This is a genomic window from Rossellomorea sp. LjRoot5 (assembly GCF_964253455.1).
Classification (GTDB): domain Bacteria; phylum Bacillota; class Bacilli; order Bacillales; family Bacillaceae_B; genus Rossellomorea.
In genome coordinates, this window is record NZ_CAXUQN020000001.1 from 4359032 (window position 1) to 4382500 (window position 23469).

The following is a 23469-nucleotide window of genomic DNA, read 5'->3' on the forward strand; positions in this document are numbered from 1 at the left end:
TTATATCAAGGTAGACATAAGGGCATTGCAAACACGCTATAAGCGGTTATTTTATCGCAATTACCTCGGCAGGATATTAAGCTCACAGTGAGCCCCTACTGTCTACGGTACAAATGTATTCGTTTTTTACAACAGAACTAATTATAATCACTAGTCCTCAGTAAGTCAATACCAAATTATGCCTTAACTGCGAAAGTTGAAGGGTCGACTTTAACGCCAGGTCCCATTGTAGAAGTTACAGAAACATTTTTCATGTAAGTTCCTTTTGCAGCAGCAGGTTTAACTTTAAGCATTGTTTCATACATTGTAGCAAAGTTTTCAACAAGCTTTTCATTGTCGAATGAAACCTTTCCAACAGGAACGTGAACGTTACCTGATTTGTCAGCACGGTATTCAACTTTACCGGCTTTGATTTCATTAACAGCTTTCGTTACGTCGAATGTTACTGTTCCAGTTTTAGGGTTTGGCATTAAACCTTTAGGTCCTAATACGCGACCAAGTTTACCAACTTCACCCATCATGTCTGGAGTTGCAACGATTACGTCGAACTCGAACCAACCTTGGTTGATCTTGTTGATAAGTTCAGCATCACCTACGAAATCAGCGCCAGCAGCTTCTGCTTCTTTTGCTTTTTCGCCTTTAGCGAATACAAGAACTTTTTGAGTTTTACCAGTTCCGTGTGGAAGTACAACTGCTCCACGGATTTGCTGGTCGTTTTTACGTGTATCTACACCTAAGCGGAACGCTACTTCGATCGTTGCGTCAAACTTAGCGAAGTTTGTTTTCTTAACTAGTTCGATTGCTTCTTCCACTGAATAAGCTGTAGTACGATCTACAAGCTTTTGAGCATCAAGAAACTTTTTACCTTTTTTAGCCATTTTAAATTTCCTCCTATATGTGGTTTTAGCGGAATAACCTCCCACGAAATAAGGTTGCGAGTGAAACGTACATTTCATCATCGCAACCTCGTTCAACAGGAACCTCTACTTTAACGAAGCAGGGATTAGTCTTCGATGACGATACCCATGCTGCGCGCAGTTCCTTCTACCATGCGCATAGCTGATTCAACACTAGCTGCATTTAAGTCAGGCATTTTTGTTTCAGCAATTTCACGTACTTTATCGCGTTTAAGTGTTGCCACTTTCTTGCTGTTTGGTTCGCCTGAACCAGACTCGATACCTGCAGCTTTCTTAAGAAGAACAGCAGCGGGTGGAGTTTTTGTGATGAATGTAAATGAACGGTCTTCAAATACCGTGATTTCAACAGGAATGATTAAGCCAGCTTGATCTGCTGTACGAGCATTGAATTCCTTACAGAATCCCATGATGTTAACACCTGCTTGACCTAGTGCAGGACCAACTGGTGGAGCTGGATTAGCTTTACCGGCAGGAATCTGCAATTTAACCATTTTGATAACTTTTTTAGCCACGAGACACACCTCCTTAAGTCCGTGATGTGGTTATTGGGTTTTTCACCCTCCCACTCAAATGTAAAAAATGTCTTTATCAACATAAAGAACGTCTATTAGTTTCAGTATCTCTTTGTGGAGACGCACTGACTTATGAAATAGTACCATTTTTTCAGAATGATTTCAAGTTCTTTTCCATTATAATTTATCTATTTGGGAGAAATCCAGTTCTACCGGGGTATCTCTACCAAACATATTGACGTGTACCTTTACTTTTGCTTTCGCATTATCAATCTCTTCGATCGAGCCTGTAAAGTTCGCAAATGGACCTTCGTTTACTTTTACTGTTTCTCCTAATTCGAAGTCGAACTCTACCTTTTTCTCTGTCATACCCATTTGTTTCAGAAGATTTGTCACTTCTTCCGGCAATAATGGTGTAGGCTTTGAACCGTGTCCTGATGAACCGACGAAACCGGTCACTCCAGGTGTATTTCGGACGACATACCACGAATCATCGGTCATGACGATTTCCACAATCACATAACCGGGAAATACCTTCTTTTTAATTACTTTCTTCTTGCCATTCTTATAATCCGTCTCTTCTTCTTCAGGTACGATCACGCGGAAGATCTTATCTTGCATCCCCATCGTTTCAACACGCTTCTCAAGGTTCGCTTTCACCTTGTTCTCATATCCTGAATAAGTATGGACTACATACCAATTCTTCTCCATCTCATAGGACTAAACGTCCGTCCCTCCTCGCTATTTAAGAATACTCATTCGCCTTTTTTCTCCAAATGAAAAAACCCGTAAAAAGATAACGGGCTCTAAGGTCATGTACTCTATTAACATTCATTATACCATGCTTTCATGGTATATATACAACTAATTCTATGTTTCTCTTACTTAGAACCAATGATCAATCGCATAAGTTCTGAGATGCCCAGGTCGATAACAGCAAAGAAAAGGGCAACAAATACCACTGTCGTAATAACGGTGATCGTATAGCGCGTTAACTCTTTACGTTTAGGCCAGCTGACCTTTCTCATTTCCGATGCAACATTGCGAAAGAATTTAAACATCCGTTAGTAACCTCCAACTAATATCAATACGCAAGACTTCTACACTATTTAGTCTCTTTGTGTAGGGTGTGAGCATTACATGTATTACAGAATTTCTTTAATTCTAATCGAACGGCCTGATTACGGTTTCCCGGCACGGAATAATTCCTGGAACCGCATACCGTACAAGCCAGTATTAGTTTAGTAGTCATATATTCCACCTATACTATACATAGTAAGTCCTATCAAAAATAACACGACCACCAAAATGTGTCAATATGACTTTACATCGTTATTTCGCGAACTTCCAAGTATCGTTCAAGCTTCCGTTTCACTCGCTGTAAGGCATTGTCGATGGATTTCACATGACGGTTCAGCTCTTCTGATATCTCCTGATAGGACTGCCCGTCCAAATAAAGGGCCAGTACTTTCCTCTCAAGATCGCTTAACAGCTGTGCCATCTTATCTTCCATATTATCGAATTCTTCGCGATTGATAATGAGCGCTTCCGGATCCATTACTTTCGCACCTGAAATGACATCTAATAGCGTTCGGTCAGATTCATCATCATAAATGGGTTTATCAAGTGAAACATACGAATTCAGTGGTATATGCTTCTGTCTCGTGGCTGTCTTGATGGCTGTAATGATTTGTCTTGTGATACAAAGCTCTGCAAACGCTTTAAAAGAGGTCAGCTTGTCCTCCTTATAATCACGGATTGCCTTGTATAATCCAATCATACCCTCCTGGACGATATCTTCCTTATCTGCCCCGATTAAAAAATACGAGCGGGCTTTCGCTCTAACGAAATTACGGTATTTCCTGATTAAAAAATCGAGTGCTTCGCTGTGACCCTGATGGACGGCTTCTATTATCTCTTCATCATCCATGCCTTCTAATCGATTATCAAATGCTTCTGTCCTGATGATATTGCTCACACGCATCCCCCCGAGCAAAACAATAGATAGAAATATTATACATTACAGAAAATTCAATCGTCAACCTATCATTGTTCCCCGCGGCGCCATTTTTCGAAAATTTCAGCAACTTCTTCTGATAATTGGATCTTAGAAGCCGGCCGTTTCTCACTTGAATTCCTTACTTTTCTTTCAATCTTTTTTTCGATGACTTCCACCTCGGTCAAGAGCTCCCTCGCTGATTTGCGAAGGGCTCCCTGCCCAAAGATGGCCCATTGCTCTGTAAAATCAGAAGTGGCTACATGAATCTGTGTTTTGATATTGCTTAATTCAATAGCCAATCTTTCAATTCGTTCATCTGCCGTTTCATTTTCTTTGGTGAAGAGCACTTCCACTTTATAATTTTGATATTTCCGGGCGATCCCCTGTACGTAGTATGCATCAAATATGACAATGACACGGTAGCCCGTATACCCTTGATATTCTGCCATTTGTTCGACCAGGCGGTCTCTTGCCGCTGCTAAATCCTTCTGCTTCAAATCATTCAATTCCGGCCAGGCACCGATTATGTTATAGCCATCCACAAGGAGGATATCCATCTTTCCTATTCTCCCAATGGGTGGCGTTTACGATAAACCTCATACATTAAAATACTAGCTGCCACCGAAGCGTTTAATGATGTAACATGACCGATCATAGGCAACTGAACAAGGAAATCACATTTATCCCGCAAAATGCGGCTCATCCCTTTTCCTTCACTTCCGATAATTAAACCGATAGGAAGCGTACCGTCCAGTTGGCGGAAATCCAGCTTACCCTTAGCATCCGTTCCTGCCACCCATACACCGCGTTCTTTCAATTCATCCACCGCTCTCGACAGATTCGTCACACGTGCCACGGGAATATGTTCAATCGCACCAGTGGAAGACTTCGCTACAGTAGAAGTAAGTCCCACCGCTCTTCGCTTCGGGATAATGATTCCATGGGCACCCGCTGCATCAGCCGTCCTCATGATGGATCCCAGGTTATGGGGATCTTCCAATTCATCCAGGATCAGAATAAAAGGATCCTCCCCTTTTTGTGCTGCCTTTTGAAATAAATCATCCAGTTCAGCATACTGATAAGCGGCCACAGAAGCGACGACCCCTTGGTGATTCTCCGATACCATCTGCTCAATTTTCTTCTTTGGTACATACTGGACCATGACATTGGATTCCTTGGCAAGTCCGACGATTTGCTGGATGGAACCTTTCTGTGAACCTTCCGCTATCCAAATCTTATTAATATCCCTTCCTGACTTTAACGCTTCAATGACGGGATTTCTTCCTCCGATAAAATCTTTACTCATTTCTGTTCCTCCTTTCCTGCCTGGGCTTGTTCAAAAATGATCTTCAACAGTTCCTCTAACCGCTCCGTCCGATTAAGTAAAAACAAATATCCAATAAGAGCCTCAAAAGCAGTGCTGTGTTTATACGTCTGTACATCCGTGTTTTTAGGCGTTGTCCCCGATTTTGCATTCCGGCCGCGCTTGACAATCGATATCTCTTCTTCCGTTAAGAGGTCCTGATCGAACAATGTTCTGAGAATGGCCGCCTGCGCTTTAGCAGACACATACTTCGTCGCAGCCCTGTGAAGTTGATTCGGTTTGATCTTACCCTTGGTTAACAGGAGCTGCCGTACATATGTTTCATATACAGCATCCCCCATATAAGCCAGTGCAAGTGCATTGATTTGTTTCGCGTCGATTTTTTCGTTTGTCTCGTATAGCATTAAGATCCCCTTTTCCAGCGGGTGCCTTGAGGAGTATCTTCCAGGATGATATCCATGTCTTTCAGTGTGTCACGAATCTCATCTGCCAGTTGGAAGTTCCGGTCTTTACGCGCCTGAATACGCTTTTCGATCATTTCTTCCACTTCTTCGTCCAACATACCCGCTTCCTGCAACGTCAGTCCAAGTACAGAGAAGAAATCTTCAAACCGGTGCAGGAACCCGTCAATGACTTCTGTTGATGTATTTTTCTCCATCAAATAATAATTCGCCTGTCTTGATAGTTCGAATAGAATGGAAATCCCATTGGCAGTATTAAAATCATCATCCATGTCCGTAATGAATTGAGCTTTAAGCGCATGGATTTTGTCCAGCCATTCCTGATTGTTATCTGTTAAGTTTGTACTTGATTCCTTGCGATGCTTCAAATTTTCATACGCTGTCTTGATTCGATCTAAAGATGTCTCTGCATTCTGCAGAAGTTCTAGATTGTAGTTGATCGGATGACGGTAATGAACGGATAGCATGAAGAAACGAAGTACCTGTGGATCTTGTTCTTTAATAATGTCGTGAACCAACACGAAATTGCCGAGTGATTTCGACATCTTCTCGTTATCAATATTAATATACCCATTGTGCATCCAGTAATTGGCGAATGACTTGCCTGTAAGGGCCTCTGACTGGGCTATTTCATTCTCGTGATGAGGGAAGGTCAGATCCTGTCCCCCTGCGTGAATATCGATGGTATCCCCCAAATAGCGCTTAGCCATAGCTGAACATTCGATATGCCAGCCCGGGCGTCCTTCACCCCACGGGCTCCCCCAGGAGATCTCCCCTTCTTTCGCCGCTTTCCATAAAACGAAATCCAGGGCATCTTCTTTTTTGTCCCCTACATCGATGCGGGCTCCTGCTTTTAGTTCATCAATAGGCTGATGAGACAGCTTACCGTATCCATCAAACTTTCTTGTACGATAGTAAACATCTCCCTGGGATTCATAGGCATACCCTTTTTCTACAAGGGCTGTGATGAATTCAACAATGGTGTCAATATTATCTGTTACAGTCGGATGTACATCGGCTTTCCGGCAACCGAGGGCTCCCGTATCTTCGAAGTAAGCATCGATAAAGCGCTTGGCAATCGTCGGGACATCTTCTCCCAGTTCCTTTGCCGCTCTTATTAATTTATCGTCCACATCCGTGAAGTTAGAGACGAACTGAACATCGTATCCCCTGTATTCCAGATAACGTCTCACTGTGTCAAATACAATCGCAGGACGGGCATTTCCTATATGAATATAGTTATAAACCGTCGGACCGCACACATACATTTTGACTTTACCCTCTTCCATGGGTTTGAATTCCTCTTTCTGCCTTGTCAGTGTGTTATATAAACGAATCGTCATGATGATCGACTCCTTCCCTCATATTCCCTTAATAATGATTTCAATTCATTCACTTCTTTTTCAAGTTGTTTCATTCGGTCGTTCATCGGATCGGGCAGATCACAGTGATTCAGATCCTTCTGTATCTTCACTCCGTCCTGAATGACTACCTTCCCGGGAATACCGACCACGGTTGAATTGGGCGGAACATCTTTCAAGACAACGGATCCTGCCCCTACCTTAGAATTTTCCCCAACAACGATCGAGCCTAATACTTTTGCTCCTGTCGCAATCAATGCATTATCCTGGATCGTCGGGTGACGTTTCCCTTTTTCCTTCCCGGTTCCACCGAGGGTGACCCCTTGGAAGAGCGTGACATTGTCTCCGATTTCACACGTCTCGCCAATTACCACACCCATTCCATGATCGATGAAGAAGCGACGACCGATCTTAGCTCCGGGGTGGATCTCCACTCCGGTGAAGAAGCGGCTGACCTGTGAAATGACCCGAGCAATAAAAAAGAATTTACGTTTGAAAAATGCATGGGCAACGCGATGAGCCCAAATGGCATGAAGACCCGAATACGTGAGGATGACCTCCACATAATTCCTCGCAGCCGGATCCTGATCAAACACCACATCCATATCTTCCCTAAGCGACTTAAACATTTGGATCCATCCCCTTTCTTCTTTAAAAATATAAGCTGTTAACGATAAAAAAACGCCTCTGTCAATAAACTGACAGAGACGCTTTTAAAGGCGCGGTTCCACTCTGATTGAGAAGACAAACCTTCTCCAACTCGAATCCTGTTAACGGTAGGAAACCGCCTTTACCTACTCTATTTCAGTAACGGGCTCAGAGGTGCATTTCAGAAATTGAGGGGCTTAAACCACTTTCAGCCGGTGATGGTTCTCTCTACTAAGCATCCTTTTCTTACTTCTCCTCATCAACGCGATATCATTTGACTTGATACTCTTACTATATTACATATCCTCCAAAATGTTAACCTAAAAGACTTTGAAGACGATGTTTAACCGTATCTTTCCCTAAAAGCTCAATGGCATTCGGCAATTCAGGGCCATGTGTCTGGCCTGTAACGGCTACACGGATCGGCATGAACAGCTTCTTCCCTTTATGGCCAGTCGATTTTTGGACAGCTTTGATAGAAGATTTGATTTCTGCCGCTTCGTACTTTTCAAGTGCCGCGATCTCGTTCAAGAAAGCTTGAAGGACTTCTGGTACTTGCTCTTCTTCGAGTACCGCTTTCGCCTCTTCATTATATTCAAGATCTGTCTTGAAGAACATTTCAGACAGCTCCACGATTTCAGCACCGAAGCTCATTTGCTCCTGGTATAAAGAAATGACGCGGCTCGCCCACTCGCGCTGTTCATCGGACATGTTCTCATCCAATTTACCCGCACTGATTAAATGAGGAAGGGATAACTCCACCACTTGAGCCAATTCCAAGTTCTTCATGTACTGATTGTTCATCCATGTAAGCTTCTGATTATCGAACAGGGCAGAAGAAGTGGATAAACGTTCAGGATCAAAGATTTCAATGAACTCATCTTTCGAAAACAGCTCTTCTTCTCCTTTAGGAGACCAGCCGAGTAGGGCGATGAAGTTAAACAAAGCTTCTGGTAAATACCCTAATGCTTCGTATTGCTCGATAAACTGAATGATGCTTTCATCCCGCTTACTCAATTTTTTACGGCTTTCATTGACGATCAATGTCATATGCCCGTAAACAGGTGCTTCCCAACCAAATGCTTCAAAGATCATCAACTGCTTCGGTGTATTCGAAATATGATCTTCTCCGCGAAGAACATGTGAAATTTTCATCAGATAATCATCGACTGCAACAGCAAAGTTATACGTTGGTGTACCGTCCTTTTTCGCGATGACAAAGTCACCGATACCGTCTGATTCAAATGAGACATCCTCTTTCACGATATCATTGAAGGAATATACTTTGCCTGCGGGTACTCGGAAACGAATGCTCGGCTTGCGGCCTTCTGCTGCTAATTTCTCCTGATCCTCTTTCGTCAGGTTACGACATTTTCCGGAGTAGCGGGGCATTTGACCTGATGCTGATTGTGCTTCCCGTTCCGCTTCCAGCTCTTCCTCCGTACAGTAACACTTATAAGCCTGTCCGCTTTCTAACAGCTCATTTAAATACTGCTCATATATATGATTACGCTCGGATTGGCGATAAGGTCCGTATTCACCCGGCTTATCGGTACTTTCATCCCAATCGACCCCAAGCCACTGAAGGTACTTAAGCTGACTTTCTTCTCCACCTTCGATATTACGTTTCTTATCCGTGTCTTCAATACGGATGATGAACTTTCCACCTGTGCTGCGGGCGTATAGGTAATTAAATAAAGCGGTTCTTGCATTTCCAATATGTAAATGACCCGTTGGACTCGGGGCATAACGGACGCGTACTTCCTGTGTCATGTATGTTCCTCCTATAATCATTACTGTTTAAAGTCTATGACCTATTTTAACACCGTTAAGTATGGGAATAAAGCGAATTTATCCCCTACTTCTTTTTGATCAATATCGTGGTTTGTGCGGCAATCCCTTCGCCTCTTCCGGTAAAGCCAAGCTTCTCAGAAGTCGTGGCCTTAACGTTCACTTCTGCCATATCCGCTTCCAGTAACGTGGCGATGCTTTGTCTCATTTCGTCAATATAAGGAGCCATCTTAGGTTTCTGGGCAATGATCGTGCAATCGATATTCCCTAATTCATAGCCTTCCTTTTTCACAAGGGCCCATACATGCTCTAGAAGCTTTGCAGAATCTGCATCCTTGAACTCGGGATCTGTATCAGGAAAATGCTTCCCGATATCCCCTGCCGCAATGGCACCTAAACACGCATCCGCTACAGCATGCAACAGGACATCTGCATCTGAATGCCCCATTAACCCCTTTTCATATGGAATCGTAATGCCTCCCATGATAAGAGGTCTCTCTTCCACTAACTGATGAACATCAAATCCTTGTCCGATCCTAAACATGTTTCTCTCCTCCACTCATTTCCTCTCGCTTCTTCAAAATCGCCTCGGCAAAATATAGATCTTCAGGTGTTGTCAGTTTAATATTGTCATAATCACTTTCAACGACAGCGACCTCAATGTCCGACCTTTCCACCAGTGAAGCATCATCTGTACCAAGGAAACCATCTTGATCGGCTTCTTTATGTGCCTTTGTTAAAACGGAAACGCGAAAAGCTTGTGGGGTTTGGACCATCCACAAGCTTGAGCGTTCAATCGTTTCCTCGACTTCGCCATCCAGTACTTTTTTGATCGTATCTTTAACAGGAACCGCCGCAATGGCAGCCCCTGTTGAATATGTCTTTTCGACTAATTGGTGAATCGTGGATTCTTTAATAAATGGTCTTGCTCCGTCATGTACGAGAACAATCTCATGTTCAACCTCAAGCAACGCATTGTATACACTATGTTGTCTTTCTTCTCCACCATCCACAAGCTTCACGACCTTCTTGATGCCGTAGCGTTCCAACAGGGACTCGAACACCTGTCGCTCTGATGGATGTATGGCTAGATAGATTCCCTTACAACGGGTGTCATGCTCGAAAACACGCAATGTATGAATGATGACAGGACAGCTATTCAACTCAAGGAGCAGTTTGTTTTTGCCTGCTTTCATCCTTTTCCCTTGCCCTGCAGCCGGAATGACCACTTCATATTCCATAATATAACTCCTTTAACACACAAGTAATACTATTCATTATACCTTACTGCATCAATGGAGTCAGGCTGCAACCCGTTTTCTTACAGAGCTTTTTCCAGTTGCTTCGGTTTCGCAAAGATCATCCTGCCCGCAGATGTCTGAAGAACGGATGTTACAAGGACATCGATATACTTACCGATGTAATTACGCCCTTCTTCTACGACGATCATCGTGCCATCATCCAGATAAGCAATTCCCTGGTTATGCTCCTTACCATCTTTGATGACCTGTACCTTTAATTCTTCTCCAGGCAGTACTACCGGCTTGACGGCGTTGGCTAGATCATTGATGTTTAACACTTGTACACCCTGAAGGTCACACACCTTATTCAGGTTAAAATCATTCGTTACAACGATTCCATTTGTAAGTTTCGCTAATTTCACCAGCTTCGAATCCACTTCCTGAATTTCTTCGAAGTCCCCTTCATAAATCTGGACCTCAACAGGAAGCTCCTTTTGAATGCGATTTAAAATATCCAGCCCCCGGCGTCCGCGATTTCGCTTCAATACATCGGAAGAATCGGCAATATGCTGGAGCTCTTCCAGTACGAATTGTGGAATCACCACGATTCCTTCTAAAAAGCCTGTTTGACAGATATCCGCGATACGTCCGTCAATGATTACGCTCGTATCCAGTATCTTAAGGGTCTTCACACCCTCTTCATCCAAATCCTCATCTGTCCCTTTTTTCTTACCTCGATTTGCCGTGCCGAATAGATTGACCAATTCATCCCTTTTCTTAAATCCAACCTGGAATCCTAAATATCCAAGAAGCAATGTTAATAGAATGGGAACCACCGTGTTGACGATGGGAATCTGCATTTGATTGAATGGGATCCCAAACAAATACGCAACAAATAAACCGATAATCAGGCCTAAACTGCCAAATAACAAATCCGTTACCGGTGCCTTTACCAAGCTATCTTCAAACCACTTGACGAAATTGACGACATACTCGACTGCCCAAAACGTAAGAATATAAAAAATGATGGCACCAAATATAGCAGTCATATAAGGGTTATTAATTAAAGGAATGTCCGATAAATTTATGACGGTAAATAATTCGGGAAGTAGAAATATCCCCAGTGTTCCCCCGACAATGAGGAAGCACGCTTGAACGATTCTTTTTAACATTCCCTCACCTCCTCCTACTCATTATAAACAATTTACTATTTTTGAAACGTCTAAGCCTTGAAAATTTGAAATTTAATCCAACGGAAACGATTTTGATACACTTATCCTATTTTACTAGCTTCCTTAAATGAAGGCTAACACGTCTAATTCAAGCTGTCAATTTTTTGGAAATGATACAATCATACCATTTCCTGCAGATATAGGCCTCGATACCTACAGCTGTCGATCTGCAAACGTCTGTTCCTTAATCAGTTTTAGACCCTCTTTGATTTTCCTTGCCCTCACTTCACCGATCCCTTCGACTTCATCCAAATCATCGACTGATGCCCTCACTACATGGGGGAGGGTCTCAAATCTCGTGATAAGATTTTCAATGATCACAATAGGCAGACGGGGGATCTTATTCAACACGCGGTATCCTCGTGGATAGATGGCATCATCGTGATGGACATATCCGTGGTATCCGAGTAATTTTAATAGGACATTATCCTCTAACACTTCAGAGTGAACAAGTTCCTGGAACTTATAGAGAAGCTCGAACGGTTTGATATTTCTTTCCAGGGAATAGTCCCTGATGATGAGCATAGCCTCATCTTCAATATCCGCCAACAGTTCATTCATCTGAAGGCGGATCAATCTGCCCTCGACACCCAGCTCGCTGAGATAGGTCAATAACTCATTCTTGATCCTGAGAACCATCTCGAAACGGTGAAGAACCTGCAGTAAATCGCTTTGGGTGACAAGCTCCTCAAACTCAAGTACGGACAGATTAGAAATGCTTTGATCGAGAACCACCTTATATTTCTCCAAGGTTTGGATCGCCTGGTTGGCTTTCGTCAAGATGACAGAGATGTCCTTTAGAGCATATCGGAAATTCCCTTGATACAGGGTGATGACGTTTCTCCGTTGAGAGATGGCAATGACAAGGGCATTTGTTTGTCTCGCGACCCGCTCTGCCGTCCGATGTCTCATACCCGTTTCCGTGGAGGGTACGTACACATCGGGAGCCAACTGTGCGTTTGCCAAAATAATCTTCGTTCCCGCTTCATTCAGAATGATGGCCCCATCCATCTTGGCCAGTTCATACAGGTAGCTGGGAGAGAATGCACAATTGATATGAAAGCCCCCGTCCAGAACAGATTTCACCTTATCATTGTACCCAACAACAATAAGTCCCCCCGTATTGGCTCTCAGCACATTATCAATGCCGTCCCTGATCGGGGCACCCGGAGCAACGAATTGCAGTATATCCGACATGGACTTATCTCTTGCCTTCTTATCTTCCATTTCTTATCCTCCTAAAATAATTGACAGTGCTTCATTGATGTTCGATACCCCCGTGATCTCTATATCAGAAGGAGGCTGCCACCCGCTTAAGTTATTCTGGGGAATAATCACTCTCTTAAAACCCAACTTGGCTGCTTCCTGCACGCGTTGTTCAATTCTTGATACCCTTCTGATTTCACCTGTTAAACCGACTTCACCTATGATGCAATCATGGGCACTGGACGCCCTATCACGAAAACTTGAAGCGATACTTGCAGCGACCGCCAAATCAATCGCCGGTTCATCCAGTTTCACCCCTCCAGCCACTTTCAGATAGGCATCCTGCTGTTGCAAAAGCATCCCTGCCCGCTTCTCCAATACAGCCATGATCAGTGAAACCCGGCTATGATCAATCCCTGTTGCCATCCTTCGGGGGTTGTTAAAACTAGTTGGGGTCACAAGAGCTTGAATCTCCACAAGAACCGGTCTCGTTCCTTCCATCGAGGCAACGACCGTGGAACCTGCCGCACCTTGTGAACGCTCTTCAAGGAATATCTCAGAGGGATTGGCCACTTCCTCAAGTCCCAGTTCCTTCATTTCAAAAATCCCCATCTCATTCGTAGATCCGAAACGGTTCTTCACCGCTCTTAAAATACGATAGGAGTGATGACGTTCCCCTTCAAAATACAGTACGGTATCCACCATATGCTCCAACAAACGAGGTCCTGCAATTGAGCCTTCCTTAGTAACATGCCCTACAATAAAGATGGCAATGCCCTTTGTTTTCCCGATTCTCATCAGTTCAGCCGTACACTCCCTTACCTGGGATACACTACCGGGGGCAGAGGTCACGTCAGGATGAAAGACCGTTTGAATCGAGTCGATGATGACGAAATCCGGTGAGATTTGCTCAATCGTTTGATGAATCAGCTCAAGATTTGTTTCCGCAAATATATATAAATCATCTGATTTCACATGCAGTCGATCTGCCCGGAGCTTGGTTTGCTTGATGGATTCCTCTCCGGAGATGTATAACACCTTCTGCTTCTGATCAGCAAGCTGAGCCGAAACTTGAAGCAGTAAAGTGGATTTTCCGATCCCCGGGTCTCCACCAATCAATATAAGTGAACCTGGTACCACGCCTCCCCCAAGCACACGGTTCAACTCTTTCGACTCGGTCAATACCCTGGGCTCCTGCTTGGTTTCGATGGAGATCAGCTTCTCTGCTTTAGAAGGTCCGGTATTTTCTGAGTGCATAAACGACGTCCTGGGTTTTTTCCCGGTCATCTCAACCTCTTCCACCATCGTATTCCACTCGTTACACCCCGGACATTTCCCCATCCATTTAGCAGACTCATACCCACAAGATGAACACACAAATTTAGTCTTTTTCTTTGCCAATCTATTCTTCCCCTCTTTTACTCTATTTGTACTCCTACCCATTCAGGATAATACCATTTGGAATGATTGTATCCGTTTTATGTATCAGATTCAATCGAAAAGCGGAGCCGGCTTGATCACGTCCGACAAGCATCCATTATGATAAAAGAGGTACACGAAAAACATATACGTGTACCTCTTCATCACCCTTGCTATTATGTCGGAGTATTGGCTGCTTCCTCTTCTTTAACTTTTACAACAAACTCACTGTCTTCTACGTCGATTAAAATATTCTGCCCTGTCAGCACTTTTCCTCTTAATAATTCTTCTGACAGTTTATCCTCTACATGTTTCTGAATGGCCCGACGAAGAGGTCGTGCACCATATTCGGGATCGAACCCTTCATCTGCTATTTTCTCTTTGGCAGCAAGTGAAAGTTCTAAATGAATATCCTGCTCTTTCAAGCGGGTTGTCAATTGGTTGGACATCAATGTCACAATCTCTTTCAAGTGATCTTTTTCAAGGGAATGGAACACGATGATTTCATCGATACGGTTAAGGAACTCAGGTCGGAAAGCACGTTTCAGCTCTTCCATGACCTTTCCTTTCATATCTTTATAATCCTGTTTCCCGTCCTGAATATTGAACCCTACGTATTTATTGCTCTTAAGGGACTGGGCACCAACGTTTGAAGTCATGATCAATACCGTATTCCTAAAGTCTACGGTTCTACCTTTTGAATCTGTCAAACGGCCATCCTCCAGTACTTGAAGGAGAATGTTGAATACATCTGGATGTGCTTTTTCGATTTCATCTAAAAGAACGACCGAATATGGCTTGCGGCGAACCTTTTCCGTTAACTGTCCGCCTTCTTCATATCCTACATACCCTGGGGGTGAACCAACCAAGCGGGAGGTCGAATGCTTTTCCATGTACTCGGACATATCAATACGGATCATCGCATCCTCATCACCGAACATAGACTCGGCAAGCGCCCGTGCCAATTCCGTTTTCCCGACTCCTGTAGGTCCTAAGAAAATGAAGGAACCAATCGGACGCTTCGGATCTTTCAGGCCGGCCCTTGCACGGCGCACGGCTTTTGATACCGCAACGACTGCTTCTGATTGCCCGATGACTCTGGAATGAAGGATTTCCTCTAATTTGAGTAAACGATCCGTTTCCGTTTGGGCCAATTTCGATACCGGTACTCCCGTCCAGTTTGAAACAACCTTCGCAATATCTTCAACAGTCACTTCTGTATTTTCCTGCCCTTGCTTTTCTTTCCATGTGTTCTTTGTTTCTTCCAGCTCTTCACGAAGCTTTTGTTCTGAATCTCTTAGAGAAGCTGCTTTTTCAAATTCCTGGCTTTGAACCGCTGCATCCTTCTCTTTGCGGATTTCTTCCAGCTTTGCTTCGAGCTCTTTCAAGTTTGGCGGCGTCGTATAAGAACGTAAGCGCACCTTAGAACCTGCTTCATCAATTAAATCGATTGCCTTATCCGGTAAGAAGCGGTCTGAAATATAGCGATCAGAAAGCTTCACTGCCGCGTCAATCGCTTCATCCGTAATCGACACGCGGTGATGCGCTTCATACCGATCACGTAACCCTTTAAGGATCTGGACGGACTCTGCTGCCGTCGGCTCATTGACTTGGATTGGTTGGAAACGGCGCTCAAGCGCTGCATCCTTTTCAATATATTTGCGATACTCATCTAATGTTGTGGCACCGATACATTGTAATTCCCCTCGTGCAAGGGATGGTTTTAAGATGTTGGAAGCATCAATGGCTCCCTCAGCCCCACCTGCTCCGATTAAAGTATGGAGCTCATCGATGAAGAGGATGATATTACCCGCCTGACGGATTTCATCCATGACCTTCTTCAGTCGGTCCTCGAATTCCCCGCGGTATTTCGTACCTGCTACAACCGTACCCATATCAAGGGTCATAACGCGTTTGTCGCGCAGGATTTCAGGAACTTCATTGGCGATGATCTGTTGCGCGAGGCCTTCTGCGATCGCTGTCTTACCTACCCCAGGCTCACCAATTAACACCGGGTTATTCTTCGTACGACGACTCAGTACTTCAATTACACGCTGAATTTCCTTGCTTCGGCCAATGACCGGATCCAAGCTGCCTTCACGGGCAATGGCTGTCAAATCACGGGCTAAACTGTCAAGTGTGGGCGTATTGGCATTGGCGTTGCCTCCACCCTGGTGATTGCCTGCATCATTACTGCCAAGCAACTGCAATACCTGCTGTCTTGCTTTATTCAAGCTGACACCCAGATTACCGAGTACCCGGGCGGCCACTCCTTCACCCTCGCGGATCAATCCCAGTAAAATATGTTCCGTTCCTACATATGAGTGACCCAGCTTACGGGCCTCATCCATGGAAAGTTCAATCACTTTCTTCGCACGAGGTGTGTAATGGATCGTTTGAGATTTCTCGCTTCCTTTTCCGATCAACCCTTCGACTTCCTTCTGGATCTTTTCAGGGCTCAGTCCCAATGCTGTAAGTGCCTTGGCGGCGATACCTTCACCTTCGCGGACAAGTCCCAATAAAATATGTTCAGTACCAATATTACTGTGCGACAAACGAATCGCTTCTTCTTGAGCTAATGCCAATACTTTTTGGGCTCTTTCTGTAAATCGACCAAACATCATATTATTTTTCCTCCTCACATGTATCTTTATCTAACTTAATTCGTTCCCGAATCAAAGAAGACCTTCTTATATCTCGTTCATTTGGTCTCAGTGGACCTCCAGAATATTGTTGTAAAAATCCAGGCTGGGTTAAAATCATTAGTTCATTCAATATATTCTTAGATATCACTTTGATGTATCCTAAATCGATTCCAAGTCTGACATCCGATAAACACTTCGCAGCTTCCTTGGACTCAATGATCCTGCTGTGCTCCAGGACCCCAAGAGAACGGAAAATCCTATCTTCTAATTGTATGTTTGACGTTTGAACTAATGCGTCCCTTGCCGTTTGTTCTTTCTCGATGATCTGTTTCACAACACTCAACAAGTCTTCTACGATGTCCTCTTCCGACTTACCAAGTGTCGTTTGATTGGAAATCTGAAAGATATTCCCAAGCGCTTCGCTGCCTTCTCCGTATATCCCTCTTACCACTAACCCCAATTGATTGATCGCAGGAATGATACGGTTTAATTGCTGCGTTAACACAAGTCCCGGCAAGTGCATCATGACAGAAGCCCTGAGTCCCGTCCCCACATTGGTAGGACAAGTCGTTAAGTAGCCATGCTTCTCATCAAACGCAAAGTCAAATTCACCTTCAAACCAATCGTCGATCTGATTGGCTTTCTGTAAAGCTTCCTTCAGTTGCAGACCAGGATATAAACACTGTATTCGAATATGGTCCTCTTCGTTTACCATTATGCTAATATCTTCCTCACTTGATAAAAGGACAGCTCCGTAGTTCGTTTCCTCTGCCAGATTCGGACTAATGAGGTGTTTCTCCATTAATACCCTCTTTTGGAGAGGCTGAATCTCACTTGTAGGTAAAAATTCTAATTCTCCTAAATTCTTTGGATATGATGTAAGTTTCTCCTTTACCTGATTCACGATCTCCCGCGCTTCTTCAGAAGAGTAAAGAGTGGAAAAACGGAAGTCAGTCAGATTCCTCGCTAGTCTTACCCTCGAGCTGAGGACAATATCCGAATTCGGTCCCTCCTCACTCATCCAGGAACTGACGGCATTACTCAGGAACTTCTCAAGACTCATTCTTTATCGCCTCCCTCTTTCTTTATCTCCTTTTCCAGGGAGCGGATTTCGTCTCGGATCTCGGCTGCTTTCTCAAACTCTTCATCCGCAATCATCGTTTGCAATTCAGACTTCAACTGCAACACCTTCTTTTTCACATGGATGGCTCCACCCATACGCTCCGGAACCTTCCCGTGATGTTCGACATTGCCACTATGAACACGCTTTAATACAGGAGTTAGTTCATCTTTAAACGTTTCATAACAATGGGCACAACCAAAGCGACCCACATTTATGAACTGATGAATCGTCATTTTACATTTTTCACACTGTAAAACCTCTGTCTTAGGAATCTCAGTTTCCTTTGCCTGCTTAAATGCAGGAGCTATATTAAGAAGACCTGCCAATAGATTGTTCACAGAAAAGCCGGGAGAAGAATCAAACATAAACATCTCACCCTTATCCTGAGCACATTGCTCACATAAGTGAACCTCTGTCTTTTCCCCGTTTACCACCTTGGTAAAATGAAGGGTCGCAGGTCTTTCATTACACTCTTGACAAACCATCCCATTCACCTCTTTAACCCTTACTCATACTTCAATGTATCCAGCATGGCTCTAAGCATTCTTCCTCTCAGGATATCCCGTTCCGGTAATTCGACCATGATGACCGACCGATCCATCACACTGAGCATGATCTTGGCTTCCCTTTCGGAAATGATCTCTTCTTCCACTAACCGAAAAACAATATCAGCTGCCGTATTCTGGCTGATCGTTTGTGTAATCAGTGCCACCAACTGATCAATCAAGTGAACCTGATCGTGGGCCTTCACCTTCATGATCCGGATGTATCCACCGCCGCCACGTTTACTTTCTACTACATACCCTCGTTCGATGGTAAAACGGGTATTAATCACATAATTAATTTGAGAAGGAACACATTGAAACTTATCAGCGATCTCGCTTCTTTTAATCTCGACTATCTCACTTTCACTCAGTTCTAACACATTTTTTAAATAATTTTCAATGATGTCGGATATGTTCCTCATCAAACCTCCTCCTCATTTTGACTTTGACTATATTTGACTATAATTATACAACCGCGTTTTAAACTTTGCAATTATGAAGTTTGACCTTAGAAGTTTTCCTGTTTAAGGAAGGTTTTAAACGTGTGAAAGTGAGATTGTTGGATAGAAATTTGAAAATGGGGCACTGGGTGGGTGGGAGTTTTGTGAACGGGGAATTGGTGGGAGTCGATTTCAAGAGGATTTAAAGTTTGTGTTGTGTTGTGTTGTGTTGTGTTGTGTTGTGGGTTGCTGGATTGGGTGTTTATGTGATCAATTCTTAATGAAAAGTTTAGAGAATCGTAATTCGAGATATTTTAGTGGTCTCTTTTATAGCAATCCTGCTGATTTGACTGGTGAAATGTGTGTGGCTTTTGATGAATTCGTGTTGATTGCGTCGTTTTCGAAGGTGACTGCGTCATAATTTTATTAATTGCGTCATTTACACCCTTAATTGCGTCATTTTTTCGTTTATTGCGTATTTTTCCAAATAATTACTTTTTATACACTCATCCTTATCTAACAGTGAAACCAAAAAAAGAGTAACCCCTAAGGAGGCCACTGAAAAAGTCCCTCATTTACTAAACAGCGTATCTTTCTTCGAGAAATCGAAGAAAGATACGCTGTTTTCTTGTAAAATGAAGATATTACATAAAAGTGAGGGATTGGATGCTTGACCATCAGTTATCAATGAACGTAAGTCAATTTGGGGGATTGTATGATGTGGTTGTACCTCAAGATCACCTTCTTCGTAAAATCAATAAACTTGTAGACTTCTCCTTTATCTATGACGAATTAAAGGATAAATATTGTCATACGAATGGACGAAACGCCGTCCATCCTATTCGCATATTTAAATATCTTCTTCTAAAGACCATTTATACATTATCCGACGTGGATCTTATTGAAAGAACCAAGGTGGATATGTCGTTTAAGTTTTTCTTAGAAATGGCACCAGAAGACGACGTTATTGATCCCAGTTTATTAGCCTACTTTCGACGTAAGCGATTGGAGGACGAAGACTTACTAGACACATTGATTAACAAAACGGTTGAAATCGCTCTTGAAAAAGGAGTGATTCGATCCAAGTCGGTCATTGTAGACGCTACTCATACAAGTTCCCGTTATAATCAGACTTCCCCTGTCGAAGTGTTGAGAAATCGTTCGAAAAAAGTGCGGAAAATGATTTACTCCATTGATGAAACGATGAAAGAAAAATTCCCGACTAAACCCACGGAGGATACGATTGAAGCTGAGTTGGAATATACTCAAAAGCTAGTGAAAGTCATTGAGAAAGAACCCACATTAACCGATTTCCCAAAAGTAAAAGAACCATTAAATCTACTCAAAGAGACCGTCGAAGATGACTTATTGGAACTTCAACAGTCGGAAGATCCAGACGCACGAGTCGGTCATAAATCAGCGGATTCATCCTTTTTTGGATACAAAACACACTTAGCCATGGTCCAAGAGAGAATCATTACCGCCGCAACGATTACAACAGGTGAAAAAACGGATGGAAAAGAGTTACCTACGTTAATTGAAAAAAGCAAAAAAGCTGGGATAGATGTGAAAGAAGTCATTGGTGATGCGGCTTATTCGGAGAAGAAAAACCTTACGTACGCAAATGAAAATGAGATTGAGTTAATCGCAAAGCTGAACCCTTCTGTCTCTCATGGATATCGAAAAAAGGGAGATGAGTTTGAGTACAATAAAGATGCCGGCATGTACGTATGTCCTGCAGGACATATGGCTATAAGAAAAGCACGACAAGGGAAGAAAAACCAATCCACCAATCAAACGGATACATACTATTTTGATGTGGAAAAATGTAAAAGTTGTCCTTTTCAAGAAGGGTGTTATAAGCTCGGAGCGAAAACCAAATCCTATTCGGTTAGTATTAAATCAGAAGAACATACGAAACAAATTGAATTTCAAAATAGTGAACATTTTAGGGAGAGAGCAAAAGAACGATACAAAATCGAAGCAAAGAATAGTGAACTAAAACACAGACACGGATATGAGATCGCCTCATCGTCGGGTCTAAAAGGCATGCGCATACAAGGAGCCATGGCCATATTCACCACCAATTTAAAACGAATCATTAAATTAATGGATCAATAGAAGGGAGAAAGCCTCCTTTTTCGTCTAAAAAAATGGCCCGTTTGGAAAAATTCACTCCAAACGGGCCATTTTTTATTTAACTATCTCTGAGAGGCCATAGTTCTTCAGTGGCCTCCCCCTAAGAGCTACTCTTTTTCCTATTTGCCTGGCGACGTCCTACTCTCACAGGGGGAGATCCCCCAACTACCATCGGCGCTGAAGAGCTTAACTTCCGTGTTCGGCATGGGAACGGGTGTGACCTCTTCGCCATTATCACCAGACGACTATTCAATTGAAGGGATTGTTCCTTCAAAACTAGATAAAGAATTGATGTCAAGAAAGCCGAATATCGACCCATTGTTGTATCTACTATTACAAGTAGACAGTAATCCAGCTCCGGCGGCTAGAGACTCGAGGTCATTTCAGTTCAATCAGCTGAGGGTAAAAAGCACCCTCTTCTGATTGCCCAGAAATGCTTGTCGTCTCTGTTCAAGCCGCCTCCGCTTTATAATGTGGTTAAGTCCTCGATCGATTAGTATCAGTCAACTCCACATGTCGCCATGCTTCCATCTCTGACCTATCTACCTAGTCATCTTCTAGGGATCTTACTCACTTACGTGATGGGAAATCTCATCTCGAGGGGGGCTTCATGCTTAGATGCTTTCAGCACTTATCCCTTCCGCACATAGCTACCCAGCGATGCCTTTGGCAAGACAACTGGTACACCAGCGGTGCGTCCATCCCGGTCCTCTCGTACTAAGGACAGCTCCTCTCAAATTTCCTGCGCCCACGACGGATAGGGACCGAACTGTCTCACGACGTTCTGAACCCAGCTCGCGTACCGCTTTAATGGGCGAACAGCCCAACCCTTGGGACCGACTACAGCCCCAGGATGCGATGAGCCGACATCGAGGTGCCAAACCTCCCCGTCGATGTGGACTCTTGGGGGAGATAAGCCTGTTATCCCCGGGGTAGCTTTTATCCGTTGAGCGATGGCCCTTCCATGCGGAACCACCGGATCACTAAGCCCGACTTTCGTCCCTGCTCGACTTGTAGGTCTCGCAGTCAAGCTCCCTTGTGCCTTTACACTCTGCGAATGATTTCCAACCATTCTGAGGGAACCTTTGGGCGCCTCCGTTACTCTTTAGGAGGCGACCGCCCCAGTCAAACTGCCCACCTGACACTGTCTCCCACCCCGATAAGGGGCGCGGGTTAGAATTTCAATACAGCCAGGGTAGTATCCCACCGATGCCTCCACCGAAGCTAGCGCTCCGGTTTCCAAGGCTCCTACCTATCCTGTACAAGCTGTACCAAAATTCAATATCAGGCTACAGTAAAGCTCCACGGGGTCTTTCCGTCCTGTCGCGGGTAACCTGCATCTTCACAGGTACTATAATTTCACCGAGTCTCTCGTTGAGACAGTGCCCAGATCGTTACGCCTTTCGTGCGGGTCGGAACTTACCCGACAAGGAATTTCGCTACCTTAGGACCGTTATAGTTACGGCCGCCGTTTACTGGGGCTTCGATTCGCACCTTCGCTTGCGCTAAGCACTCCTCTTAACCTTCCAGCACCGGGCAGGCGTCAGCCCCTATACTTCGCCTTACGGCTTCGCAGAGACCTGTGTTTTTGCTAAACAGTCGCCTGGGCCTATTCACTGCGGCTCTCTCGGGCTTGCACCCTACCAGAGCACCCCTTCTCCCGAAGTTACGGGGTCATTTTGCCGAGTTCCTTAACGAGAGTTCTCTCGCTCACCTTAGGATTCTCTCCTCGCCTACCTGTGTCGGTTTGCGGTACGGGCACCTTTTTCCTCGCTAGAGGCTTTTCTTGGCAGTGTGGAATCAGGAACTTCGCTACTATAATTCGCTCGCTGTCACAGCTCAGCCTTCACGATGACGGGATTTGCCTCATCATCAGCCTAACTGCTTAGACGCACATATCCAGCAGTGCGCTTACCCTATCCTCCTGCGTCCCCCCATTGCTCAAACGGAAAAGAGGTGGTACAGGAATATCAACCTGTTGTCCATCGTCTACGCCTATCGGCCTCGACTTAGGTCCCGACTAACCCTGAGCGGACGAGCCTTCCTCAGGAAACCTTAGGCATTCGGTGGATGGGATTCTCACCCATCTTTCGCTACTCATACCGGCATTCTCACTTCTAAGCACTCCACCAGTCCTTACGGTCTAGCTTCGCAGTCCTTAGAACGCTCTCCTACCACTGACACCTAGAGGTGTCAATCCACAGCTTCGGTGATACGTTTAGCCCCGGTACATTTTCGGCGCAGAGTCACTCGACCAGTGAGCTATTACGCACTCTTTAAATGGTGGCTGCTTCTAAGCCAACATCCTGGTTGTCTAAGCAACTCCACATCCTTTTCCACTTAACGTATACTTTGGGACCTTAGCTGGTGGTCTGGGCTGTTTCCCTTTCGACTACGGATCTTATCACTCGCAGTCTGACTCCCATGGATAAGTCTTTGGCATTCGGAGTTTGTCTGAATTCGGTA

General features: G+C 44.1%; 22 protein-coding genes, 2 rRNA genes and 2 other annotated features (2 of these 26 only partly in view). Of the genes, 1 reads left to right on the top strand and 23 read right to left on the bottom strand.

Going from position 1 to position 23469, the window contains the following annotated elements; all coding sequences use genetic code 11:
- Window positions 1–126, bottom strand: a sequence feature (ribosomal protein L10 leader region) (it extends 19 nt beyond the left edge of the window).
- A gap of 50 nt (window positions 127–176) precedes the next feature.
- From rplA to ACSQ2E_RS22435, 21 genes are all read right to left on the bottom strand, one after another.
- Window positions 177–878, bottom strand: coding sequence for a 50S ribosomal protein L1 (gene rplA, locus ACSQ2E_RS22335; RefSeq protein ID WP_435994222.1), 702 nt, complete (start codon window positions 876–878; stop codon window positions 177–179).
- A gap of 125 nt (window positions 879–1003) precedes the next feature.
- Complete coding sequence (rplK, locus tag ACSQ2E_RS22340) at window positions 1004–1429, bottom strand: 50S ribosomal protein L11 (protein ID WP_032085258.1); 426 nt, start codon at window positions 1427–1429, stop codon at window positions 1004–1006.
- A 177-nt stretch (window positions 1430–1606) separates the two neighbouring features.
- Complete coding sequence (gene nusG, locus ACSQ2E_RS22345; RefSeq protein WP_435994225.1) at window positions 1607–2140, bottom strand: transcription termination/antitermination protein NusG; 534 nt, start codon at window positions 2138–2140, stop codon at window positions 1607–1609.
- A gap of 170 nt (window positions 2141–2310) precedes the next feature.
- Complete coding sequence (gene secE / locus ACSQ2E_RS22350; protein WP_044340513.1) at window positions 2311–2490, bottom strand: preprotein translocase subunit SecE; 180 nt, start codon at window positions 2488–2490, stop codon at window positions 2311–2313.
- A 44-nt stretch (window positions 2491–2534) separates the two neighbouring features.
- A complete protein-coding gene (gene rpmG / locus ACSQ2E_RS22355; protein ID WP_079534455.1) occupies window positions 2535–2681 on the bottom strand; it encodes a 50S ribosomal protein L33 in 147 nt (48 codons plus the stop codon).
- A 72-nt stretch (window positions 2682–2753) separates the two neighbouring features.
- On the bottom strand, window positions 2754–3413 hold the full coding sequence (gene sigH, locus ACSQ2E_RS22360; protein ID WP_397545354.1) for an RNA polymerase sporulation sigma factor SigH: 660 nt from the start codon (window positions 3411–3413) through the stop codon (window positions 2754–2756).
- A gap of 62 nt (window positions 3414–3475) precedes the next feature.
- Window positions 3476–3985, bottom strand: a complete 510-nt coding sequence (locus ACSQ2E_RS22365; RefSeq protein ID WP_435994228.1) for an NYN domain-containing protein — start codon at window positions 3983–3985, stop codon at window positions 3476–3478.
- A 5-nt stretch (window positions 3986–3990) separates the two neighbouring features.
- Window positions 3991–4734, bottom strand: coding sequence for a 23S rRNA (guanosine(2251)-2'-O)-methyltransferase RlmB (rlmB, locus tag ACSQ2E_RS22370; RefSeq protein WP_435994230.1), 744 nt, complete (start codon window positions 4732–4734; stop codon window positions 3991–3993).
- On the bottom strand, window positions 4731–5156 hold the full coding sequence (locus ACSQ2E_RS22375; RefSeq protein WP_435994232.1) for a Mini-ribonuclease 3: 426 nt from the start codon (window positions 5154–5156) through the stop codon (window positions 4731–4733). Before ACSQ2E_RS22375 ends, rlmB begins: the two co-directional genes overlap by 4 nt.
- Complete coding sequence (gene cysS / locus ACSQ2E_RS22380) at window positions 5156–6556, bottom strand: cysteine--tRNA ligase (RefSeq protein WP_435994233.1); 1401 nt, start codon at window positions 6554–6556, stop codon at window positions 5156–5158. The genes ACSQ2E_RS22375 and cysS overlap by 1 nt, the downstream gene beginning before the upstream one ends.
- On the bottom strand, window positions 6553–7203 hold the full coding sequence (gene cysE, locus ACSQ2E_RS22385; protein ID WP_435994235.1) for a serine O-acetyltransferase: 651 nt from the start codon (window positions 7201–7203) through the stop codon (window positions 6553–6555). Before cysE ends, cysS begins: the two co-directional genes overlap by 4 nt.
- Before the next feature lie 71 nt (window positions 7204–7274).
- Window positions 7275–7494 (bottom strand) — a binding site (T-box leader).
- A gap of 43 nt (window positions 7495–7537) precedes the next feature.
- A complete protein-coding gene (gltX, locus tag ACSQ2E_RS22390) occupies window positions 7538–8995 on the bottom strand; it encodes a glutamate--tRNA ligase (protein WP_435994237.1) in 1458 nt (485 codons plus the stop codon).
- Window positions 8996–9080: 85 nt separating this feature from the next.
- Window positions 9081–9557, bottom strand: coding sequence for a 2-C-methyl-D-erythritol 2,4-cyclodiphosphate synthase (gene ispF, locus ACSQ2E_RS22395; RefSeq protein WP_435994239.1), 477 nt, complete (start codon window positions 9555–9557; stop codon window positions 9081–9083).
- The gene (gene ispD, locus ACSQ2E_RS22400; RefSeq protein ID WP_435994241.1) at window positions 9550–10254 is read right to left on the bottom strand and encodes a 2-C-methyl-D-erythritol 4-phosphate cytidylyltransferase; all 705 of its coding nucleotides are present in this window, start codon (window positions 10252–10254) and stop codon (window positions 9550–9552) included. The genes ispF and ispD overlap by 8 nt, the downstream gene beginning before the upstream one ends.
- A gap of 80 nt (window positions 10255–10334) precedes the next feature.
- The gene (locus ACSQ2E_RS22405) at window positions 10335–11426 is read right to left on the bottom strand and encodes a PIN/TRAM domain-containing protein (RefSeq protein WP_435994243.1); all 1092 of its coding nucleotides are present in this window, start codon (window positions 11424–11426) and stop codon (window positions 10335–10337) included.
- A gap of 213 nt (window positions 11427–11639) precedes the next feature.
- Window positions 11640–12713, bottom strand: coding sequence for a DNA integrity scanning diadenylate cyclase DisA (gene disA / locus ACSQ2E_RS22410; RefSeq protein WP_435994245.1), 1074 nt, complete (start codon window positions 12711–12713; stop codon window positions 11640–11642).
- A 3-nt stretch (window positions 12714–12716) separates the two neighbouring features.
- Window positions 12717–14093 (bottom strand): DNA repair protein RadA, encoded by a 1377-nt coding sequence (gene radA / locus ACSQ2E_RS22415; RefSeq protein WP_435994247.1) that lies wholly within the window; start codon window positions 14091–14093, stop codon window positions 12717–12719.
- A gap of 194 nt (window positions 14094–14287) precedes the next feature.
- Complete coding sequence (gene clpC, locus ACSQ2E_RS22420) at window positions 14288–16735, bottom strand: ATP-dependent protease ATP-binding subunit ClpC (RefSeq protein ID WP_435994249.1); 2448 nt, start codon at window positions 16733–16735, stop codon at window positions 14288–14290.
- A gap of 1 nt (window position 16736) precedes the next feature.
- Window positions 16737–17819, bottom strand: a complete 1083-nt coding sequence (locus tag ACSQ2E_RS22425) for a protein arginine kinase (protein ID WP_435994251.1) — start codon at window positions 17817–17819, stop codon at window positions 16737–16739.
- Window positions 17816–18364: a UvrB/UvrC motif-containing protein gene (locus ACSQ2E_RS22430; protein WP_435994253.1), complete on the bottom strand. Its 549-nt coding sequence runs from the start codon at window positions 18362–18364 to the stop codon at window positions 17816–17818. Before ACSQ2E_RS22430 ends, ACSQ2E_RS22425 begins: the two co-directional genes overlap by 4 nt.
- 20 nt (window positions 18365–18384) lie before the next feature.
- Entirely contained in the window at window positions 18385–18846 is a 462-nt protein-coding gene (locus ACSQ2E_RS22435) for a CtsR family transcriptional regulator (protein ID WP_060674173.1), read from the bottom strand.
- Between the two features lie 684 nt (window positions 18847–19530).
- Between ACSQ2E_RS22435 and ACSQ2E_RS22440 the strand changes: the two genes are divergently transcribed.
- Window positions 19531–20985: an IS1182 family transposase gene (locus ACSQ2E_RS22440; protein ID WP_435994255.1), complete on the top strand. Its 1455-nt coding sequence runs from the start codon at window positions 19531–19533 to the stop codon at window positions 20983–20985.
- Between the two features lie 143 nt (window positions 20986–21128).
- Here ACSQ2E_RS22440 and rrf read toward each other — a convergent pair.
- Together rrf and ACSQ2E_RS22450 are read right to left on the bottom strand one after the other, a co-directional pair.
- A 5S ribosomal RNA gene (gene rrf / locus ACSQ2E_RS22445) occupies window positions 21129–21245 on the bottom strand.
- Window positions 21246–21476: 231 nt separating this feature from the next.
- Window positions 21477–23469: ribosomal RNA gene (locus ACSQ2E_RS22450) — 23S ribosomal RNA — on the bottom strand; it runs 943 nt beyond the window's last position.

Coding starts and splice junctions, on each gene's coding strand:
- ACSQ2E_RS22375 (WP_435994232.1), bottom strand. CDS start 5,156: ATGCTATACGAGACAAACGAAAAAATCGACGCGAAACAAATCAATGCA.
- ACSQ2E_RS22435 (WP_060674173.1), bottom strand. CDS start 18,846: ATGAGGAACATATCCGACATCATTGAAAATTATTTAAAAAATGTGTTA.
- ACSQ2E_RS22440 (WP_435994255.1), top strand. CDS start 19,531: ATGCTTGACCATCAGTTATCAATGAACGTAAGTCAATTTGGGGGATTG.
- gltX (WP_435994237.1), bottom strand. CDS start 8,995: ATGACACAGGAAGTACGCGTCCGTTATGCCCCGAGTCCAACGGGTCAT.
- ispD (WP_435994241.1), bottom strand. CDS start 10,254: ATGGAATATGAAGTGGTCATTCCGGCTGCAGGGCAAGGGAAAAGGATG.
- clpC (WP_435994249.1), bottom strand. CDS start 16,735: ATGATGTTTGGTCGATTTACAGAAAGAGCCCAAAAAGTATTGGCATTA.
- sigH (WP_397545354.1), bottom strand. CDS start 3,413: ATGCGTGTGAGCAATATCATCAGGACAGAAGCATTTGATAATCGATTA.
- ACSQ2E_RS22430 (WP_435994253.1), bottom strand. CDS start 18,364: ATGGTTTGTCAAGAGTGTAATGAAAGACCTGCGACCCTTCATTTTACC.
- ACSQ2E_RS22365 (WP_435994228.1), bottom strand. CDS start 3,985: ATGGATATCCTCCTTGTGGATGGCTATAACATAATCGGTGCCTGGCCG.
- cysE (WP_435994235.1), bottom strand. CDS start 7,203: ATGTTTAAGTCGCTTAGGGAAGATATGGATGTGGTGTTTGATCAGGAT.
- ACSQ2E_RS22425 (WP_435994251.1), bottom strand. CDS start 17,819: ATGAGTCTTGAGAAGTTCCTGAGTAATGCCGTCAGTTCCTGGATGAGT.
- cysS (WP_435994233.1), bottom strand. CDS start 6,556: ATGACGATTCGTTTATATAACACACTGACAAGGCAGAAAGAGGAATTC.
- rlmB (WP_435994230.1), bottom strand. CDS start 4,734: ATGAGTAAAGATTTTATCGGAGGAAGAAATCCCGTCATTGAAGCGTTA.
- nusG (WP_435994225.1), bottom strand. CDS start 2,140: ATGGAGAAGAATTGGTATGTAGTCCATACTTATTCAGGATATGAGAAC.
- ispF (WP_435994239.1), bottom strand. CDS start 9,557: ATGTTTAGGATCGGACAAGGATTTGATGTTCATCAGTTAGTGGAAGAG.
- rpmG (WP_079534455.1), bottom strand. CDS start 2,681: ATGACTACTAAACTAATACTGGCTTGTACGGTATGCGGTTCCAGGAAT.
- secE (WP_044340513.1), bottom strand. CDS start 2,490: ATGTTTAAATTCTTTCGCAATGTTGCATCGGAAATGAGAAAGGTCAGC.
- rplA (WP_435994222.1), bottom strand. CDS start 878: ATGGCTAAAAAAGGTAAAAAGTTTCTTGATGCTCAAAAGCTTGTAGAT.
- ACSQ2E_RS22405 (WP_435994243.1), bottom strand. CDS start 11,426: ATGTTAAAAAGAATCGTTCAAGCGTGCTTCCTCATTGTCGGGGGAACA.
- disA (WP_435994245.1), bottom strand. CDS start 12,713: ATGGAAGATAAGAAGGCAAGAGATAAGTCCATGTCGGATATACTGCAA.